Annotated in this window: 17 protein-coding genes and 2 pseudogenes; 6 read left to right on the top strand and 13 right to left on the bottom strand. The window is 69.5% G+C overall.

Features of this window, described 5'->3' with window-relative positions; genetic code table 11:
* Positions 1 to 469: 469 nt before the first annotated feature.
* Both OH735_RS00095 and OH735_RS00090 read left to right on the top strand, forming a co-directional pair.
* Complete coding sequence (locus tag OH735_RS00095; RefSeq protein WP_406378342.1) at positions 470 to 1,993, top strand: ParB/RepB/Spo0J family partition protein; 1,524 nt, start codon at positions 470 to 472, stop codon at positions 1,991 to 1,993.
* Between the two features lie 84 nt (positions 1,994 to 2,077).
* A complete protein-coding gene (locus OH735_RS00090) occupies positions 2,078 to 2,860 on the top strand; it encodes a hypothetical protein (RefSeq protein WP_406378340.1) in 783 nt (260 codons plus the stop codon).
* 1,117 nt (positions 2,861 to 3,977) lie between these two features.
* On the opposite strand, the gene OH735_RS00085 is transcribed toward OH735_RS00090, so the two are convergent.
* The gene (locus tag OH735_RS00085; protein WP_406378338.1) at positions 3,978 to 5,171 is read right to left on the bottom strand and encodes a M14 family zinc carboxypeptidase; all 1,194 of its coding nucleotides are present in this window, start codon (positions 5,169 to 5,171) and stop codon (positions 3,978 to 3,980) included.
* Between the two features lie 279 nt (positions 5,172 to 5,450).
* Between OH735_RS00085 and OH735_RS00080 the strand changes: the two genes are divergently transcribed.
* The gene (locus tag OH735_RS00080; RefSeq protein WP_406378336.1) at positions 5,451 to 6,506 is read left to right on the top strand and encodes a M14 family zinc carboxypeptidase; all 1,056 of its coding nucleotides are present in this window, start codon (positions 5,451 to 5,453) and stop codon (positions 6,504 to 6,506) included.
* A 323-nt stretch (positions 6,507 to 6,829) separates the two neighbouring features.
* Here the strand turns inward: OH735_RS00080 and OH735_RS00075 are convergent, their stop codons facing one another.
* Positions 6,830 to 6,994, bottom strand: a complete 165-nt coding sequence (locus tag OH735_RS00075) for a hypothetical protein (RefSeq protein WP_406378334.1) — start codon at positions 6,992 to 6,994, stop codon at positions 6,830 to 6,832.
* Positions 6,995 to 7,139: 145 nt separating this feature from the next.
* Positions 7,140 to 7,361, bottom strand: coding sequence for a hypothetical protein (locus OH735_RS00070; protein WP_406378332.1), 222 nt, complete (start codon positions 7,359 to 7,361; stop codon positions 7,140 to 7,142).
* A 391-nt stretch (positions 7,362 to 7,752) separates the two neighbouring features.
* Here OH735_RS00070 and OH735_RS00065 point away from each other — a divergent pair, with 391 nt between their 5' ends.
* From OH735_RS00065 to OH735_RS00055, 3 genes are all read left to right on the top strand, one after another.
* Positions 7,753 to 8,283, top strand: coding sequence for a hypothetical protein (locus OH735_RS00065; protein ID WP_406378331.1), 531 nt, complete (start codon positions 7,753 to 7,755; stop codon positions 8,281 to 8,283).
* A 225-nt stretch (positions 8,284 to 8,508) separates the two neighbouring features.
* Complete coding sequence (locus OH735_RS00060; RefSeq protein ID WP_406378329.1) at positions 8,509 to 9,438, top strand: hypothetical protein; 930 nt, start codon at positions 8,509 to 8,511, stop codon at positions 9,436 to 9,438.
* Between the two features lie 24 nt (positions 9,439 to 9,462).
* Positions 9,463 to 9,723 (top strand): hypothetical protein, encoded by a 261-nt coding sequence (locus tag OH735_RS00055; protein WP_406378327.1) that lies wholly within the window; start codon positions 9,463 to 9,465, stop codon positions 9,721 to 9,723.
* A 245-nt stretch (positions 9,724 to 9,968) separates the two neighbouring features.
* Here OH735_RS00055 and OH735_RS00050 read toward each other — a convergent pair.
* The 10 genes and pseudogenes from OH735_RS00050 to OH735_RS00005 all read right to left on the bottom strand — a co-directional run bounded on the left by OH735_RS00050 (position 9,969) and on the right by OH735_RS00005 (position 18,126).
* A pseudogene (locus tag OH735_RS00050) lies at positions 9,969 to 10,618 on the bottom strand (IS6 family transposase).
* A gap of 61 nt (positions 10,619 to 10,679) precedes the next feature.
* Positions 10,680 to 10,775: pseudogene (locus OH735_RS00045) on the bottom strand (hypothetical protein); the annotation flags it as partial.
* Between the two features lie 1,035 nt (positions 10,776 to 11,810).
* Positions 11,811 to 12,431: a hypothetical protein gene (locus OH735_RS00040; RefSeq protein WP_406378325.1), complete on the bottom strand. Its 621-nt coding sequence runs from the start codon at positions 12,429 to 12,431 to the stop codon at positions 11,811 to 11,813.
* A 55-nt stretch (positions 12,432 to 12,486) separates the two neighbouring features.
* Positions 12,487 to 13,284 carry an LPD29 domain-containing protein gene (locus OH735_RS00035; RefSeq protein ID WP_406378323.1) on the bottom strand — a complete coding sequence of 266 codons (798 nt, stop codon included), beginning with the start codon at positions 13,282 to 13,284 and terminating at the stop codon, positions 12,487 to 12,489.
* 105 nt (positions 13,285 to 13,389) lie between these two features.
* Complete coding sequence (locus tag OH735_RS00030; RefSeq protein ID WP_406378321.1) at positions 13,390 to 13,647, bottom strand: hypothetical protein; 258 nt, start codon at positions 13,645 to 13,647, stop codon at positions 13,390 to 13,392.
* Positions 13,648 to 13,717: 70 nt separating this feature from the next.
* A complete protein-coding gene (locus OH735_RS00025; protein ID WP_406378319.1) occupies positions 13,718 to 14,098 on the bottom strand; it encodes a hypothetical protein in 381 nt (126 codons plus the stop codon).
* On the bottom strand, positions 14,023 to 14,364 hold the full coding sequence (locus tag OH735_RS00020) for a hypothetical protein (protein WP_406378317.1): 342 nt from the start codon (positions 14,362 to 14,364) through the stop codon (positions 14,023 to 14,025). The genes OH735_RS00025 and OH735_RS00020 overlap by 76 nt, the downstream gene beginning before the upstream one ends.
* 1,975 nt (positions 14,365 to 16,339) lie before the next feature.
* A complete protein-coding gene (locus tag OH735_RS00015) occupies positions 16,340 to 16,981 on the bottom strand; it encodes a hypothetical protein (RefSeq protein WP_406378315.1) in 642 nt (213 codons plus the stop codon).
* Between the two features lie 120 nt (positions 16,982 to 17,101).
* Positions 17,102 to 17,353, bottom strand: a complete 252-nt coding sequence (locus OH735_RS00010) for a hypothetical protein (protein WP_406378313.1) — start codon at positions 17,351 to 17,353, stop codon at positions 17,102 to 17,104.
* Entirely contained in the window at positions 17,350 to 18,126 is a 777-nt protein-coding gene (locus OH735_RS00005) for a hypothetical protein (RefSeq protein ID WP_406378311.1), read from the bottom strand. The genes OH735_RS00010 and OH735_RS00005 overlap by 4 nt, the downstream gene beginning before the upstream one ends.
* Positions 18,127 to 18,894: the final 768 nt, after the last annotated feature.

Here is an 18,894-nt window from a genome sequence, read left to right as displayed (position 1 = left end):
GCCGGCCCACCCGGCAGCCGCCGGGACGACGGGTGGTCGGGGCAGGGCGGACCGGCGCTTCCTGTCCGTCGTCGTCCGGCTGTGAGGTTCGGGGAGGGTGTCACTGGGTTGTTCGGGTTGCCTCGCCAGTGATGCGGGCTTGTTGCTGTGCTGGTCGGCGGGTGTTTCGGCTGGTTGATCTTGGTGGTGGTGTTCCGGATTCGGTGGTGGTGTGATTCCGGATCGCTCGGTGCTGTGTTCGCCGGACCTCCTTCGTGGCGCGCTCTATAGCGCATGGGGGTGTGGGGTGGAGGAGGAACGGGGCTGCTGTCACCCGTCCAAGTGGTCGACGGGGGCCGGCCCTGACCAGCATGGTTGCCCGATATCCCCCAGGAAAAAGGGTGTTGCGCCAAAGCTGCAAGGGCGTATAATTGATTTCATGAGCAAGCGGCAACTTGCTCGACACCAACCGATCGCACCAGGAGCACACGTGAGCGACACCGCAACAACGACACCGATGCAGCGGGTCACCCTGCGGCTCGGCCAGATCCGCGTCAACGAGCGCAACGTCCGCCAGGAACTCAACCTCGACGAGAAGTTCCTCAAGTCGGTTGCGGCCAACGGCGTGAAGGTCCCCGTCGTGGTCCTCCCGCTCGGCGAGGACACGTACGAGCTGAAGATGGGCCACCGGCGCTACTTCGCCGCCCGGACCACCAAGGAGACTGAGGAGGAGCAAGACACGGTCGAGGTCCCCGCGTACGTGCTCAACCCCTCGCTGCGCGAGGCGGGCGGGGACTTCATCGACCAGCTCATCGAGAACGACGACGGCTACCGCCGTGGTCTGACCGAGCTGGAGCAGGCCGACGCCCTGTTCGGTGCGGTCAGCGAGGGCATGAAGCAGGCGAGGGTCGCCGAACTCACCGGCCGGACCCGTACCCAGGTTTCCCGCGCGGTCAAGACCGCCAAGACGGTCGGCGAGCGGACCCGTTCGGTCCTCGCCGAGGCCGGGACGTATGACCTCGATCTCGAAGTGCTCCGCGTGCTGGGCGAGTTCGACGACGACGCTGTAGACCGACTGCTGGAGGCCTACCGTAAGGGCCGCTTCGAGTTCCAGGTGCAGTGGGAGCGCGACGACCGGGAGGAGCAGCAGGCCCGCGCCACAGTCCGCCCGCAGCTGAAGAAGGCCGGGGTACGGCTGGCCGAGGACTCCGACACCCTTCCTCCGACCGCCGAGCCGCTCGCCGAGCTTGACGGCCCGGACGACGAGCCCATGAGCGCCGAGGCGCACACCGGGTGCCCCGGCCACGTGGCGACCTGGGCCGAGAACCCCCGCGAGCCCGGCGAGGTGGACTACTTCTGCACCGACCCGGACCGCTTCGGCCACCGCCCGCCCCAGGAGGACGACCAGGAGACAGACGGCGACGAAGGCTCGCAGCAGGCCGAGGCGACGGGCGAGGCCAAGTCGTCAGAGCCGTCGCGCGAGTACGTCAAGGCGGGCAACAAGGCCTACCGCGCCGCCGAGAAGGCCCGGCAGGTGTGGCTGAAGGACCTGATCGGCCGCAAGACCGCGCCGAAGCCGCTCGCCGCGTTCATCACCGAGCAGTGGCTTGCCTGCCCCAAGCCAGTGGCCCAGTGGTCGGGAGACGTCAGCCGCCGCAACCTCATCAAAGAGCTGACCGGCTACGACCAGCCCGCAGAGCGCGCCAAGACGGCGACCCCGGCCAAGCTCACCCTGCTCAACTTCGCGGTGCTGGCCGCGACGTTCGAGAAGCGGATGAACGAGGTCCGAACCTGGCGCACCGACCGCAGCGCGCAGTCCTCCGTGTACGAGCTGCGCGAGATCCGCGCGGACGCCCGCACATGGCTGACGTTCCTCGCCGAGATCGGCTACCCGCTCTCCAGCGTCGAACAGGCCGTGGTCGACGACGAGCCCTTCCAGGAGCACGAGCCGAACGCGGCCGACGAGGACACCACGGACGGCGCGAGCGCCGAGGACTCCGAGGACGCGTCCTGACCTGCGGCCCGGGCCGGACCACTCGGTCCGGCCCGGGCCCCCTCCCCCCTCTCTCTGCGTGCCGCCCGCCCGGAAGGCTTCGCCATGCTCCGCTCCGAACTCCGTCTCACCACCGGCCTGTTCGTCGCCCAGGCCGCCGTCAGCAACCACACGGGACTCATCGCCCGGACCGGGCTCGCGATGCCCGCCGCGCCCTTCGGCTCCGCCGCCTGGCAGGTGCCCGCGCTGGTCGCCTACCTTCACCGCCTCCATCGGGACGAGGAGGACCCCTCCCCCGAACTCTGGCGTGCGCACACCGAACGCCAGACGGGCGGCCCGGTGCCCCGACCGCACCGCCGCTACCAGGACAACGGCCTGCACGACCCGGACGCGGTGTGCGTGCTCGACATCCAGCTCGGCCCGCGCGACGAGGAGACCGGCTGGCCCGCCGCCAACCTCGCCGTCATCGAGCAGGAGGAGGGCGCCTGCCCCTTCGGCCGCGTCACCCGCCGCCACGGCGCCGAGGCGATCGCCGCGTACGCCGCCGAGGAACTGACCGCCGAGCACGCCCGGCTCATGGACCGTGCCCGCCGGCACCAGGACGCCACCTTCGTGCGCCTCGCCGACCTGGCGCAGCGCGCTGCCGACTGGGCCGACAAGGTCCGCGCCGCCGCGCACGCCGACGCCGTCCACGTCCAGGCCGAGAACGCCCGGGCCCGCATCACCCGCTGCCCGCCCCGATCGAGGACCCAGACCGGATCGCCCACCTGGACATACGACGAGGGGCCCGACTCGGCGGCACCATCCACGAGTACCGACATGCGGCCTGACCAGCATGGATGTGCTTTTCGGCAAGGGCACCGGTGGGGTGCGCCCTCACCCCGGTGAAGTGCAGTCTCCGGGTGCCGTGCTCGATGAACGCCATCGCGTACAGGCGCCTGCTCCAGACCGTGCCGACATCGAAGAAGTCCGCGGCAAAGATCCCCTGAGCCCGCGCCATAAGGAAGCCGCGCCAGGCGGGGCCAAAGCGGCGCGGGGCCGGGTCGATGCCTGCCGCGTGCAGGACCTCCCAGACCGTAAAGGCCGCGACGGGGTGCCCGAGCCGGGCCAGTTCGCCCCGGATGCGGCGGTGGCCCCGGCGGGGATTCTCATCAGCCAGGCGCAGCACGAGACTCTTGAGCGCGGCCGCCGACGACGGCCGTCCAGTACGGGAGCTGCGGGCGGAGCAGTCCCACTTCCTGGCGATCAGTTTGCGGTACCAGGCCAGCAAAGTACCGGGGGTGACGGGGAAGACGGCGGCCACGCGGTATCAGCCAGGTCAGGGCGGCGAGCCAGAATCAGCCGGCTGGCCCATCGCGCACCCTGCCCCTCACATGCCCGCGCACGATGGCGTTCTCGTGCCCCAGCACCAACAGTTCGGCACCCATGGCGGCGTCTCGACGCAGTAGGACCACGGGGACGGACAACAGCGCGCGGGCGGTGCGGCAGAGCAGGGACACGATCACCAGGACAGCACTACAAGTCCCCACCGACGTGCCCGGAAGCGGGTGCCGACCAGTAGCAATGACTTTACGAGCCCCACAGGCGCGGCCGGCGCGCTTCAGGGGCGAAGTCCGCAGGGCCGGGCGGCCCCCGTACCCGTGCCCTGGACAGGGGTCGCCCATTCCCTCGCCGCCGGGCGCCCCCTGGGAACGGACAGGCCACCACGGATCGCCCCCACCCCCTGTCCCGGCGTATGGGTTGGCGGCAACGCCACCGACCTCACCGCCCAGGTCGGCGCCTGCGCCGCCGTCGGCGCTCTCGCCGACGCGCACCTCAACGCCCACCCTGGCCGCCGCCGATACCGACGCGGCGCTCGCCGCGGCACAGGGCGGGTCCGCGGTCCGGCAGGCGTGAAGCGGCACCTCCCGGCACGGCGGCGGTTCCCCTGGCTCCGGACCGAAGTGTCGGTGCGGAGCCAGGGGAGAGCCGGACTGCCGGGCGATGCCGCGGGCCGTCCACTCCGTCAGACGCCGGGGCCGTCGGAAGGCAGCGTGACGCGCTTCGGGATGGCGTCGTAGACGCCCGTGTCGAGGGAGTTCACCGAGCCGTCCGCGACGGCGTCGACCAGGCCGCCGAGCCCGGTCTCGACCATCTTGGCGAGCATGCCGTTGCGCTTCATGCCGTCGTACTGGGTCTGCGAGGACGTCTCGAAGAGAATCGCCGCAGAGCCGCGCAGCTGGTACGAACCGAGCGCGGTGCCCGGCAGGTTGGTGGACTGGGGGTAGAGGGTAAGGTCGCCGTAGGAGGACTTGCCCCGCTTCTGGAGTGCCTGGTAGACGGCGACGTTGGCCCGCTTGGAGGCGTCCATGTCGAACTTGGGCCAGCTGCCGAACTCGGCCGGGTTGTCGATGAACTTGGCCGAGATGGACAGCGGCGACATGCTCTCCATGTCATCGGTGGCGTAGCAGGACCACTGGTTGTGCAGGTCGACGAAGTAGTCGACGGTGCCGAACTCCTGCTCCAGCGAACGGTAGACATCGCGGGAGGTCTGCGCCTCGGGAGTGATGTACCAGCCGGTGTCGGCGCTGTCGCCCGGGAAGTCCTCGGCGGCGGGAACGTAGTCCAGATTCGGGTGGAAGTCACGATTGATGTCGAAACCGCCGACCCGGGAGTTGTAGTTCCACGACGGGGACGCACCCGCCAGCTGCGGGAAGTCGGCGACGACCTCGTCCCAGGTCATGTCATTCTGCCGCTGGTCGAGCTCGCCTCCGTCGACGTTCAGCCGGGGGATGACCACCACGGTGACGTTCTTCCGCAGCTTCTTGGCCGCCGGGCTGTCAGAGCCCCACTGCTTGAGCAGCTCCAGGGCCGCCTCGGTTCCGTGCATCTCATTGCCGTGGATCTGCGTCTGCACGTACACGACCTTGTCGCCCTCGCCGACGCGCGCGGTGTGGATGGCGCGGCCCTGGTTGGAGTACCCGGCCACCTCCACGTCGACGGTGCCGCCGGTGCTGGTCTCCAGCTGCTGGAGAGCGGTGGTCAGTTGCGCGTAGTCGACGAAGCCTTCGTTGCCGGATCCGGAGGCCTCGGTGCCGCAGTGGGACACCGGCGGGATCGCGCCGTTGGTGGGGTTGCCGGTGGCGTTGGCGGCGACGGTGGAGAAGCCGGCGATCAGGGCGGCGCTCGCCAGTGTGGCGACCCAACTCCGAGCGGACATTCACTGCTCCTCAGGTTTTGTAAGGCGCTTCCGAGGGGGGCGTGCGCCACTCTAGGCGGCCGAGAGACATCTGTGAATGGGGTCTTGCTCCTGTCGCATACGCGCCTGGCCCGGCGGGCGGCCGTCCTGCCTGCAACGGCCATGCACTTCGCGATATTTTCCCGCGAAATGCTCTCATCTGCAGTAACGCCGCTTAGACACAGAGGCATTGACGGGTTTTCACCAAGATCATAGGCTCGCCCGCCGTCAGACGCTGCTCGCGACACCAGGGAGAAACACATGCGTAGGTCCAGTGCTTTCGCCAGATCCGCCCGTACTACTACCGCCGCCCTCACCGGCGCACTCCTGCTGACCGGTGCCCTGTTCAACGGCACCGCCGCTGCGGTCGGGGAAGGCCCCGACTACCGGGGCAACGAGACGATCAACACCTCGATCCTGTCCACCTACGACGACGTGGCCCGCTTCCTGAAGGACCAGGACGCCAAGCAGGACGCCATGAAGCTCGAGGTAATCGGGCAGACCGTCAAGGGCCGCGACATCCACCTGGTCAAGTACGTCAGCAACCCGGACAACCCGACGATCCTGTACCTGGCGCAGCAGCACGGCAACGAGCAGCTGACCACCGAGGCCATGCTGCACACCATCAAGTCCCTCGGCTCGCCGTCCAAGGCCTCGCTGCTCAAGAAGGTGAACGTCCTCTTCATCCCGATGTTCAACGCCGACGGCGCAATGGGCGACGTGAACTTCCCCCTCGACGGCTACCTCGCCAAAGGCGAACGCCACCTGACCCGCTACAACGCCAACGAGGTCGACCTCAACCGCGACCACGTGGCCAAGGAGCAGCCCGAGACGCAGGCCCTGCACGAGAACGTGCTGCGCGCCTACGACGTGGACTACGCGATCGACCTGCACCACCAGGGCACCCAGTCCCGCGTGAACGGGGATCTGGTGTCCGGTTCGATCCTGTACCCGACGACCCCGGATGTCTCGCCCGAACTGGTCGAGAAGTCCAAGCGGCTCGGCTCCGTGGTGTACCACAACGTCGACCGCACCGGCTGGGGCCACATCGGCCGGTACGACGGGGGCTCGGCCAACACCATCGGCCGTAACGGCATGGCGGCCGAGTACGGCATCGCCACGCTGCTGTTCGAGATGCGCGGGATGAGCGACCACGAGTACGCACCGTATGTACTCGGCCAGAAGTCCAACGGCTACCTGATCCGGCAGTCGGTGGTCACCATGGAGGCCACTATCCAGGCGGTCGCCGACGGCTCGATCGACCAGGCGGACACCTCCTTCTGGGACACTCTCCCCCAGCAGTGCAACACCTGCTGACGACGGCACCACCGCGGTGAACCCCCGGGTCACCGCCCCTCGGAGGGCGGTGACCCGGGGGGTTCCGCTGCCCGGCAGGCCCTCAGAAACTGGAACCTAAAGCGGGAGCCCAGGAGCACGTCGGCCAGTGAAGTCGGTGAGTCGACCTGAGGCGCGGTGCCGGGATTGCTCCCGGTCCGTTTCCTCAGGCCGCTCTCCGAACTCGCCGTGCGGTTGGGTAGGCCGCCAGCGAGGTGCCTGTAACCAGGCCCTTTTCCAACGGCCCCCCACCGAACCGGACGTGCGACGTTAATCGCATCCGGCTCTCCAGTGCCTTTTCTTTCTCATGAGTTCTGCCGCGAAGGACGTCCGCTGTAGTGGATTCCTTCGTGGCAGACGCGGCAGACGACCAGGGTTTTCCGACGACGCGCGGCCATCATCTGAGCCCAGGCGGGCTTGGCAGCCCGCCCCCGGGTGTTCAGATCCTTCAGGTGCCGAATGTGATGCACCCTCCTCGTCAGGCACGTGCAGCAAAGTGCCGTCCACGGCCACGGTCCGAAGCCCTCGATAGAACGAACCGGCCTGCCCGAGGTGGGCGACGGGCCCGGCGAGGGGCCGACCAAGAGGGTGCGGCCTCGTGAACGCCGTACCCCGTCACGGCGGCGAGGGCGTCGAGCTGGTCATCAACTGGGGTTTGGGGGTCGACTCGACCACGTACATGGTGAAGATGCTGGAGGACCCGGCCGCCCACGGAGTCGACTTGGCCCGCACTGTGGTGCTGCACGAGCTCACCGGGGACGAGTGGCCGGCCACCCGCGCCATGCGGAGCAGTACGTGCTGCTGCTCCTTCGCAAGCACCGGGTCCGGCTCGTTCAAGTCGCCCGGGCGAGCCGGTCGTTGGAGATCGTGGTCATGGACGACTCCCGCCAGCCCGAGCGGATCATCGAACGCGGACCCTGGGCGCTGTGGGACGAGCGGCACCGTTCCCCAGCAGGGCGGCATTCGGCTCTGCAGCCTGCACGCCAAGGGCGAAGTCGGAGACGCCTGGATCGACCAGGAGATCGGCGACCGGCCGTTCAGGCAGGTGATGGGGTTCAACGCCGCCGGGACGAGGCCGCGAGCAAGAACCCGCTGCGCCAGGGCATGTACCCCTTGATCGACTGGAGGTGGGCGCGCGCGGTACGAAGCGTTCCTGTACAAGCGGTTCGGTGTGCGGTGGGAGAAGAGTTACTGCAGCTTCTGCTGTTTCCCGGTCTCCATGGGAGCCATGGACGCACACCTGGACCGGATGCGCGCCCATCCCGAGATCGCGGGACGGGTGCTGCGCCTGGAGTACACGTCGGCCAGCCTCAACCCGCAGGCGAAGCTGTTCGGCCGCCGGAGCCTGCTGGAGCAGTTCGACCCCGGCCGCGGCAAGGACCGGCCCGTCCTCGCCGCCTTCAAGGAGGAGCTCACCTGCCCGTGGGTGCTGTACCACGTGCGGCGCATCCTGCCGGTCTCGAAGGCGGACCCCACCCGGCGCGGGCGGCCGATGCGCTCGGTGGAGCGGGTCCACGTGGGCCGCGCGTCTGCTGTGGGCTGGAGGCTGCGCACCGTCTCGGAGCGGCACGGCTACCCCGTCGAGGCGGACGAGCGCTACGGGCGGGTTCGGACGTGGATGCGACGCAGAGAGTCGGAGCTGCCGACGGTGGAGGAGCTGATGGTGACCGCTCCCTATCACGTACAGAACAAGCAGGTGCCGCGCTTCGAACGGGAGTGGAGGGCGGCTTCGTGGCGGGGTGTGCGCCGGCGAGATTGACAGCCACCCATCAAGAGCGTCATATTGATTACGCGAAACAGCGGTAACAAAATGGTGGGCGGCGGAAGGCACCCTCTCACGAGGGTGTCGACCCAGGGCGGCAACCCCGGCCGAACGTCCCGCCGACCACCTTCACCAACCCATCTCGCCGCCGGCGCGTGAGCGTCGGCGGAACAAGAGGAGCAGGCCCTCAGTATAGGGCCGCGGACCGGACCGGAGAGTGCAATGTCCACCAAGCCCCTGAACCCGCAGCGTCGCGTCATCGGTGGCCGTGCCGTGGTCAACCGCGACTGGATCCGCGAGTTCACTGGCGCGAGCGTCGGCACCGCGGCCCGCTGGTACAAGGTGCGCGACGAGCAGCCCAAGGAGCACCGCCACCCGGAGAAGGAGCGCATCGACGGGACCGACTTCTACGACGAGGAGCAGTTCCGCGCCTTCTACACCTGGTTCCAGCAGGACAAGGCGAGCAAGGTTCTCAAGGCCGACCCCGAGCTGTACGAGCTCAACGCCGAGGACATCGTCTCCATCAACAAGGCCGCCGCGCTGCTGAACTTCAATGGGCCCTCGGTGATCCGCAAGTACCGGCGGGACAACCCCGACTACTTCCCGGACTCCGTCGGAGAGGTCGAGGGGCCCACCGGCCGGATGATCCCCGGCTTCCGTGTCGGCGACTTGCAGGACTTCGACCGGAACCGCACCGGGGACAAGCTCGGCAAGGCCGGCCGCCGCCCCGGGCCGCAGGACGAGGCGCCCGTCGGCCGGCCCTCCGCCCTCGAGGAGGTTCTCGCGGCCGAGCTGAGCACCCGAGCCGGCGGCGAGCCGCTCACCGCCACGCAGCTCGCCGAGCAGTACGCAGCCGAGGCGATCGAGCGCGACGGCTACCACCCGAGTCTGGCGGCAGAGCTCAGCGTGCAGTACGGCGGTCCGCAAAGGTCCTGGGAGTACGCCGTCCGCAACGCCCTCGAGCACCACCCCGCGGCCACGCCGGCCCACTCGGAGGCCGACCGGCGGGCGGTCATCGCACTGGCCGCCCTGCGCGAGCGCGGCGACGTCCGGGGACTTGCCGCCTCCCTCGCCCGCGAGCACGGCGGCAGCCCCGACGTCTGGTCCCGCGCGGTGAACGCGGCGCGCAGGCTCACCGACCCCACCTCCTGACCACCTCACCGAAGGACGAGCTCGATGCCCAGCTACCAGCTCCGCGACACCACCACCCGCACCCTCCTCGCCCGGGACCTGGCCGACTACGCCGCGGCCGAGGCCGCCCTGGACCGCCTCGACGACGAGCTGGAACACGACCTCGCGGCCAACAGCGAAGGCGCCGGACACATCCGGCTGCGCCTCGACGTCGAGAAGGTCACCGACGGCACCACGGAGGCCGTCGGACACCACGTACTCCTTCTCGGCGTCGACGACTACACCGACCCACTGCCCGCGCTGTAGCCGACGGAGCTTGCCCACGACCTGCGATACGCCGCCCGAACGGCCGACGCGTCGCGACGCTGCGCCGCGCCGCCTCACGGCTCAGGCGAGGGTCCGCCGACCGCCGCCAGGACGACCGCCGTGCCCAGACGCAGCCTGGGCAAGACGCCCGCGGTCACATCTCGTCGGGAGGCTTTGTCAGGTTGAGCGAGTGCTCGAGGGTGTGAGCCGGTTCGACGCGTTTCGGCTTCGGTGGTGACAGCGGCTCAGGGTACGGCGGGCAGGCTGGCGACGCCGGTGATCTGGTCCCAGATCGCGAAGCGGATGATCATCTCGGCGCGGTAGTTCGGGGCGGTGAGGAGGTGACGGCGGGGTCGGAAGTGGGGTGAGATGTCGCTGAACGCGGCCAGGAACCGTTGTGCGGCACCCACCGATCGGAAACCTTTCATCGCGCGCTCGCGTTGCCTCGTCGGCTGGTGGGAGTTCTCGGCCCGGTTGTTCAGGCCCTTGTGCGAGCGGTGTTCGACCGACGGCATCTCGTGGCGGTGGGCGGCGCCGTAGGAGCGGAGCTTGTCGGTGACGATCACCGGGGCACCGACCGGGTCTTCTTCATCAGCTTCCGGAAGAAACGCCTGGCCGCGGCCTCGTCCCGCCGGTTCTGCAGCAGGATGTCGAGCACGTTGCCGTCCTGGTCCACGGCCCGCCACAGGTACCGCTGCACGCCGTTGATTTTGACGAACACCTCGTCCAAGTGCCACTTGTCACCAGGCCCCGGACGGCGCCGACGTAGAGCAGCGGCATAAGCCGGGCCGAACCGGCGCGTCCACTGGTGGACTGTCTCGTGGCTGACCTCGATGCCGCGCTCGAGCATCAGCTCCTCGACGTCGCGCAGGCTCAGGTTGAAGCGGTGGTACAGCCACCCATACGGCGCTGGTGAGGGCGACCGGCACTCGGAAACCGGCCTCCCGGGCCAAGTCGGCGTCGGCGGCGACAAGCACTCCGTCCGCCAGAGCCCGGGCGCGGGTGTAGGCGTGGATGATCTCGTCCGGGTCGGCCAGGGGGACTGACCGCATGGCGTCGTGGCTGACGGTGGGGTCGTCGGTGACGGCTGCCTCGTGCAGGACGGAATCGATGCGGGACAGCAGGCTTCGGCCGTCGGAGTCGTCGGCGGGGCGGGTGGACGCCTGGGCGGCGGTCTCCTCGGCCTCCATGGCGGCGTGCACCGTGAGCATCGTTTCCGTGGCCGTCACCTTTCCGGAGTCCCCGGCGGCCCGGGCGTCGGCGCGCTGCTGCTCGAACTGGTCCCGGATCTGCTCGTGTCTGAAGCCCTGCGCGCGTTTCACGCGGACGGTCTTTCCCGCGAGTTCGACCGCCAGGGCGGGCAGGCGGTCGGTCGGGTGGTCGCGGCCGGGCACGTCGGATGCCTGCCTGTGGCGGGCGAGAGCGCGGGCCGCGCTGCGGTCGTGCGCCTCGGCCGGTCCGGCGTTCGGAGCGGCGGTGGGAGGCGCGGGAGTCTCGGCGGTCGGCGCGGTGTCCTCCGGGCCGGTGCCGGGGTCCTCGGCGGTGAGGACGTAGAAGCGGTTGGAGTGAACATGGACCGTCCACTTCTGCCCGGGGGTGTCCTCGGTGAGCCTGGCGCGCGGCGTGCTCTCCCACGCCTCGAACGCGCGGGCCGGGTCGACCGGCACGATGTTGCCGCTCTCGGAGTCGTAGGCGCGGCAAGTGCGGGCCGCCGTGCGGATCTCCGTCACGCGCTTGGTCCAGTTACGGCGGATCGTGGTCATCGTGCGTCCTCCTGTGGGTGGAGTCGGACGAGTTGCCGCCCATCCGGAAAATCAATAATACACCTTTACGGGGTGATCGATTCCTTTTAGAACAACGTGTTCCCGCGGCCGTCGCCGAACTCGGTCTCTTGCGCGGCCTTGGGTGCGGTGGCGGTGCGTGAAGCCGTCGGCCTGGGCTTCCGGCTGCGGCTGCCTGTTCCGTGCGCGCGGCCCCGCTCCTTGCTGAGCTTTCCGGGCATGGCGTGCCGCCTTTCGGGGTGAGGTGGTGCGCCGGCCCGGGGTGCCGTCCCGGACCGGCGGTGAGAGGGGCGGTGCGCCGTGGCCCTACGCGCTGGCGGGCGTCGGCTGCGGCGCGGCGGGGAACCAGAGCTCCTTGCGCTCGCGGTAGGCGTCCTTGGGGTAGGCGGTGATGCGGACACCGGCCGCGGTGGACGAGTGGTAGAAGCTCCACCGGCGGTGTCCGATGATGCGGTCGAACTGCGTGACCCAGCCGTCGTGAACGCTGCTGAGCCCGCCGTAGTAGTTGCGCTCGGACCGGTAGACGGGCCACCGCATGCGGTCGGCGGTCTGCTCGCGGCGGCCGAGTCCGGTGCGCTCGGTCCAGATCTTCAGGCACCAGTGACACGACGCGCGGCGCATGGCCTGTCCGGGGTCGACGGCTTCCCACCACGCCGGGGCAGCACCGCACAGGGCCGGACCGCCGAACGTGTCGGCGCGGTGCACGGTCAGGGCCAGTCCGTCGGCCGTGCGGTACCCGGAGGCTCCCACCGCGCAGCGCGCGATGTAGGTCTGTGCCCTGCGGGGGGCGGTCGGCGCGGTCTGCGGGGCGCGGGGGGTCTCGACGCCGGCGCAGGCTCCACCGTCCGTCTCCCAGGCCTCGACGGTGCCGGGGTCGGACTGGCGCGGGCGATCGCCGGCGGGCTGAGTGGGGGAGTACGTGGACATGGGGCTCCGCTCGGTGGGCCGGGCGCCTGGGGCGCCCGGCCGGTCGGGTGTCGGTTCAGGCGGTGGGGGTCGGCTCGGGAACGGCCGTGGTGACGCTCAGGTCGGCGGCGCGCAGATCGGCGGCGACGGCGGCCATGAACTCGGTGTCGGCCTGCTGGTCACGGCTGCCAGGGGCGTACCAGTACCGGTTCTTGCGGTGCCACTTGAAGCCGTGACGCTTCAGCACGTCGGCGGCGCCGTCACCTGGACGCGTACCGGTGACGGTCATCCCGTCCTCGTCCGTGTGCGTGAGGGTGAGTCCCTCCGCGCCCTCACCCGGGGTGCTCGCCGGACGGGCGGCCTGGGCGGTGGTCTGTTCCTTGGCGGCGGCCCAGCGCTGCGGCAGGACGATGTCACTGGCGACCTGGTACACCTGCTGCGCGGCCCAGTTCTCCCGGATGGCGTGGCCGTCGACGACGCACGCACCGAGCATGCCGCCCGTGTCCGGGGCGGTGCCGCCGTTGGCCTCGGACCACAGGGCGGTAGCGGCCTTCAGCGCGTCCTCGGAGACATCCCGGTGATTGTTGATGCCGTCGACCAGCGGCGTACCGGTGACCTTCCGGCCCTTGACGGTGACGGTGACCGTGTTGCCGGTGGACTCGTAGCGGTCCTCCATGCCGTCGAACTGCGCGCCCTGCATGGGGCAGGTGAGCGCTTCGACGTCGGCCGTCCAGGGGCCGTCGGTCCAGTAGGCGGAGATCCACGCGGAGGCGGTACCGGTGCCCTTGCGCACGCTGAACTTCACGCCGGGGAACGCATCCTTCAGACGGCTCCTGAGCTCGGCGGCCACGTGCTTGGTCTCGATGCAGTCCATGCCCTGTCCTTTTGGTGCGAGTTGGGTTGGTGGCGGGCAAGTTGCCGCTCATCCGCAAAATCAATAATACTCCCTCATGGGGTGGGGTTCAACGCTTCTGCCGTATCAGTCGGCACTGAAGACGCAGTCACCGTTGACAGTGATCCGGATCGGGATCGTTCCATCCGGGCTGATCACGTCAGCGGGTACCTCGCCGGTGTCCAGATGGACGGACACGTCCAGGCCTTCACCGCGTTTCCAGTAGGCGTAGACCTGGGTCCCGTTGGTCTCCAGGCACGGCAACGTCCCTCGCTGCTTCCGGTGTTGGTGTAGAAACCGTGTGCGTCGGTTCAGGGTGGTCGCGCGGCGCTTGCTCAGTCGCATAGCTGCGCCTCCTCCAGGGAGCCGGTCCGGGCTCGCGCGCTCGGACCGGCCCGGGGCGGGTGGGGGTGGGTCAGGACGGGGTGTTGGCGGCGGCCTGCGCGCGCTCGGCCTCCCAGGCTTCGCGCTCGGCGCGGCGGTAGTCCTCGACTCCGTCGACGGTGAGCCGCGTGCCCCGTACGGCTTCCGCCTCTTCGGGGTGCTGCTCGGCGAACTCGGCGGCCCGGACGTCGGCCTTCCAACCCCTCTCCAGCCAAGAGGCCAGGGCATCTTGGGAGCTGCGGTGGCGGCAGTCCTTGCCGAGCCGTACGAGCCGTTCGCCCTCCTCTCCGGCCGTGGCGGTTCCGACGGCGACGGCGAGTGCTCCGCGCGCGGCTTTCAGGGCGGCGCTCGCGTTGAGGTACGCCAGCGTGTACGCGGACCGGGCCCCTTGCCGTGCCGCTCCTCGGTCCACCGGTCGTAGGCCTCGTGGAAGGGTTCGCCGGCGTGCCCGTGCTCGGCGTGCCAGGACACCCACGCGCGCTGGGGGTCCTCGAACATCTGGATGAGCCGCCCGTACGCGGCGGCGGTGGGCTCCCGTCCTTCGGCGGCAAGCCGTGTCCGCCACGCTTCCTCCTGGGCCTGCAACTCGCTCTCGCCCTCGGCGATCGCCACCAGGGCGAGCGCCTTGGCCTCGGTCGCGCGCGGTGCGTCCTTGACCTGCTCCAGGGCTGCGCGCACCCGCTGCCCGCATCCAGCACCGCATCCCGCTGAGCCGCAAGCGGTCGGGCGTCCTCGCCCCGGGTCTCCCGGTAGCCGCGCTGGGCGCGGGTTAGGGCGTCGACCGCATCCCGGTGCGCTTGCTCGGCGGCGGCCAGAGCTGTCCCGGCGCGCTCGGCGGCGGTGCCGGTCACCTGGCCGTGCTCGACCCGTGCTTCGGCTGCTGCCTCGGCAATCTTGGTGACGGCGTCGCCGAGCTGGCGGCGCCACTCGGCTGCGTCCCGTCCCCACACGGTCCGGCCGGCCTCCTCGTCCGCGCGGTTGACGGCTTGCACGTCGCGCACCCACGCGAGCACTTCGCGGAATGCCGCGCCGTGGCGGCCGTTGCGCTGCGAGACGGACCCCCAGTAGCGGGCGCCGTCCCATACGCACCGGGCGGTGAACCCCTGGGTGCCGGTGCGCACCGGGAACTCACCGGACACCGTGACCGCGCGTACGTAGCCGCCCTGCACGAGCTTGGTCGTGACGGTCACCTTCCACCCGCTCGCCGTCGCTGCCTCGACCAGCCTCCGCCCGTTCTTGGGCAGCTCGGCCACCTCGTCCGCCCACGGGGCGGCGGGAGGGGCCGCGGGGGCGTCTCCGGTCGGCTCGGGCTCCTGCGGGCCGGTGGTGGCGGTCGGTTCGGGGCCGCGGGGCGGCTCGACTCCGGGGCAGGCTCCGCCGTCGGACTCCCACGCTTCGGCCGTTCCCGGGTCAGACGGTGGGGCGTCCGCTGCGGCCACGGTCGGCGTCGTCTCCGCTCCGGGAAGAGCGGTCGGCCCGACGGCCACCCGGCGGACAACGTCGCCGTGCGACCACTCACCTGCAACCTGGTACCCGCGTGCAGTGATCAGGTCGGCGACGCGGTCCAGGGGGACGGCGCTGGAGCTGGAGTAGTGGCACCCCTCGTCATTCCACACCGTGGCGCCTTCCCACGGGCGACCGGGGTGACGCTGCCCGCACCCGCACTCCAGGCGGAGCGCTGCACCGTTCATCCGCGAGTACGTGAGCACCGCGTAGCGGGCGGTCATGGTGCACGTGAGCGACCGCACCCACTGCTCGTACGCCGAGCCGTAGACTCCGAGCGTCAGGGTCTCGGACGAGATCACCCACCGGGCGAACGCGGCCCCCTCCTCGTCGGTGCGGCCCTCCGCCACGGCGTACGCGGCGAGATCTTCGAGGTAGGCGGCGTTCGACGTGAGGTAGTCGGAGGGGAGCACCGACAGGACCGGCTGAGTGTCCGGGGCGGCGTCGTCGCCTTTGGGCGTCAGCAGGCAGTCAGCGCCGACGTAGTCGCGCCCGACGAACCGCGACGGGTACAACTCCAGCGGGACGGTGGCCTTGATCCACGGGCGCAGCATGACGGGGACCCCATCTGCCGGGGCGGCGGCGATGGAAGCGGAGACGACCTCCGCCGTCACGGGGGAGGCGACCCGCTCGCCGTAGGCAGACAGGACCGGCGCCGTGGGGGCGGTGGGCGCCTCGGCGACCAGCAGGTCCCCCAGGGCACGCCATGCGATGCCCTCGGCGGCCTGCTGGCCGTTGCGGGCCAGGGGGGCGCCGTCCCAGCGGTAGCCCCGGGCGGTGAGCCTCCACACGCACCGCAGGACGGTTTCCCTGGGCTCCTGGCGGGCGGTGAGCAGCAGCGCGCAGTGCCCGGGCTGCGTCTCGACGGCGGCCGTCCATCCGGCCGCTTCCGCGCGGGCGGCGAGCTGGACGAGGTTGCGGGGCAGATCGGCGGTCGGGGCGGTGGGCGCCGGCACTTCGGCAGGGGTCGGGGCCGGCTCCTGGGCAGGGGTGCGGGTGCTGCTGGCGGGGGACGGGTTCGCGGTCATGTCGAGTCACTCCACTGTGAGTTGGTGCCGGGTGAGTTGCCGCTCACACCGGGAGGCAGGGCAGGGGGAGCCAGGGGCGTTCCCGCCGGGCCGGTCGCTCGACCGGCCCGGCGGGGTGGTGCTCAGTTGCGGCGGTTCGGGGGCCGGTTGTCCGTGGGCGCGGTGCGGCCGGTGCTCGCGCTGCTCCCGTCCACCTCCGGGCGGGGCACTCGCTCGGCCTGCCGGTACTCAACGCCCGGTTCCGGGGCCAGCGGTGCGCCGGTTTCGGTATCGACGGTGTACGCCTCCCGGATGTCGTCGGCGGTGAGCGGGCGAAGCCAGAAGTTCCGGACCCTCCAGCCGCGTACGAACTCCGACCCGTCGGGGGCGAAGGTACGCACGACCAGTCCGCCGGTGGCGCACCCGACCATGCCAGCCGCGATCGCAGCGCACACCCGCATAGATGCGACCTCGTTGATGATCAGGGCGTCACCCATCACGGTGAGTTCCTGGCCCTCGGTGACTTCGCCGTGCGGCATGCTGGCGTTGGCCACCATGTGGTGTGTCCCGTCGCCGAGAACGGCGTTAAGAAGGGACAGGTACGCGTCGGTTGCGCGGTCGAGCAACGCTTGCGCCGTGTCGGCTGCGATGTGCAGCGCCTCGTCCGTCACGGCTTCGCTGACGGGTGCGGGAGTCCACCGCATCGCGTCCATGCTGAGATCCTCGCTCGGGTCATCGTGCTGGCCTTCAAGGCTCTGCCGTACGTGGTCTTCGTACTCGCTCATCGTGTCCCTGCCTCGGGTGGGTGAGTTGGTGCCGAGCGAGTTGCCGCTCGCTAGCAGAATCAATAACACGCTCTTGCGGGGGGTGATCTCAACCCACAATCACCCCCCGGACATGGCGAGTTACGCCGACTCGACCAGCGTCACTGTCGTACGAAAGAACTGGTTCGGGGTGAGGCTGAACGTGACCCGCCTGGTCTCGCCGGTGCTCTCGCGCTTGCCGTAGATTTCGACGCCGGTCAACTCGTCGTCTACATAGGACATTTGCAACACCGTGCCTTCCCACACCTCCGGCCCTGAGGCGGCCAGGTTCTGGGTGGGGCGGCGCTCGATCCGCACCCGTTGCCCTTGGCTGATCGGTCCTGTGGCCATCATGGTGTCCCCTTTCTGTTGGCTGTGACTCCGGGAAGGTGGGGTGACCGCCGGTCGCCCCACCCTGGGCGCGTCACTGCGTCCGGCCTGCCCGTTCGGCGGCCGTGGACAGCTTGATTCCGTGCGGGCGTGGACAGCTTGACCGCGTGGCGGGCGTGGTTGGTTCGTACGCGCGCGGCCACCTCGTCGGCGGACGGTAGTCCGAATCCTCCGTCACGGGCGAACATGTCGTACGCCTCGCGCCATCCACGCACCTGACACTCAACCGCGTTCCGCGACGCACACGCGATCGTCAGGCCCCCGACGGTGACAGACAGTGCGCCGATTCCGTCTGGGCTCACTGCCGCGCTGCGGGCCCGGATCTTGGCGCGACGGGGCGCGCCATCCAGAATCACAAACGAATTGATGGTGAGTTCGGGTTCACGCAATTCGCCCGCGTCGACCTGCTCGGGAAAAATCCTGTCGAGCATTTCGGCGGCCTCGCACCAGCCTTCCCACCAAACACGCGCGCCGGTAGGGTGCCTGAATTCGATGATGGCTGTCGGGATCTTGAGAAGGGGAATGATCGTCAGACCGATGGATGCATTGGTCTCGTGATCTCCAGCAATATGGATCGTGAGTCGGCTTGCCGCGTCAATGGTTTTCGCGTCCGAGAGAGCTCCTCGGGTTGGTGATTGAGTCCCAGTCAGGTTGCCGCTTGACCAGGAAATCAATAATACACTCTCGATGGACAGGAGACACCCGAAACGCCGAACCCGCACCATCTCTTGCACCATCTCTTGCGCGAGCCTCTTTGAGAGGGTCGACGTATCCGCAGGTCAACCGACGTTCCCGCGCATGGTCTGCCCGCTGACATCCCCTCTGCTGCCGCTTACCCCTGCCCGAATGAGAGAAGAGGTGGGATCGGGGTTGGGGGTTTGGGCTGCGCGTCGGCGGGGCCTCCGCGCTCGGGCGCTGGCGCGCCCGGTTGGCGTACGGCCGGACTCTTCCCGCTCGGGTCCGTGCTGCGCCACAACGAAGGGGCCAGGCCTCCCGGTTGTCCGGGCTCACCGGATCTCCTGTGGAATCGGTCCCTGTGACTTGGTCACTGCTTTTCTGTCTGTGCTTTCCTGGCTGCGGTGAATTATGTGGTCAGTCCCGTTGAGGCTCGGCCGGTGATCTGGCTCCTTTGGTAGGGGGCATGTTTTCACAGTCTCTACCCTGCATCGCAAAGTGATGCAGATGGTTTCGCTGGTACGGTCTTGTCGTTGGGTAGTCTGGTCTCGCAAGGTTCAAGAGGGGCTGAGGTGACGGCGTGTCAGAAGCTCTCGCCCTGTCACCTCACCAAATCCCTGACGGACCATAAGGCGCGCCATCGCCACCCCACCATATAGCCAGACCTCTTGAGCCTTCGCCACAAGAAAACCGGAACACGCTTAACCAGTTCAAGCCGATCCCAGGTCTGCGCATGAATTCCGGAGGAATTCATAAACAATTCGGAGGAATTGTTTAAACCCGGAGGGTTTATCGTCTTTACGACCCGTAGGGTCGTGCGTCGTTCCTCC

Source organism: Streptomyces sp. NBC_01618, assembly GCF_045209435.1.
Classification (GTDB): domain Bacteria; phylum Actinomycetota; class Actinomycetes; order Streptomycetales; family Streptomycetaceae; genus Streptomyces.
The sequence above is the reverse complement of the archived record's forward strand: the minus strand, read 5'-3'. Positions and strand labels throughout refer to the sequence as shown.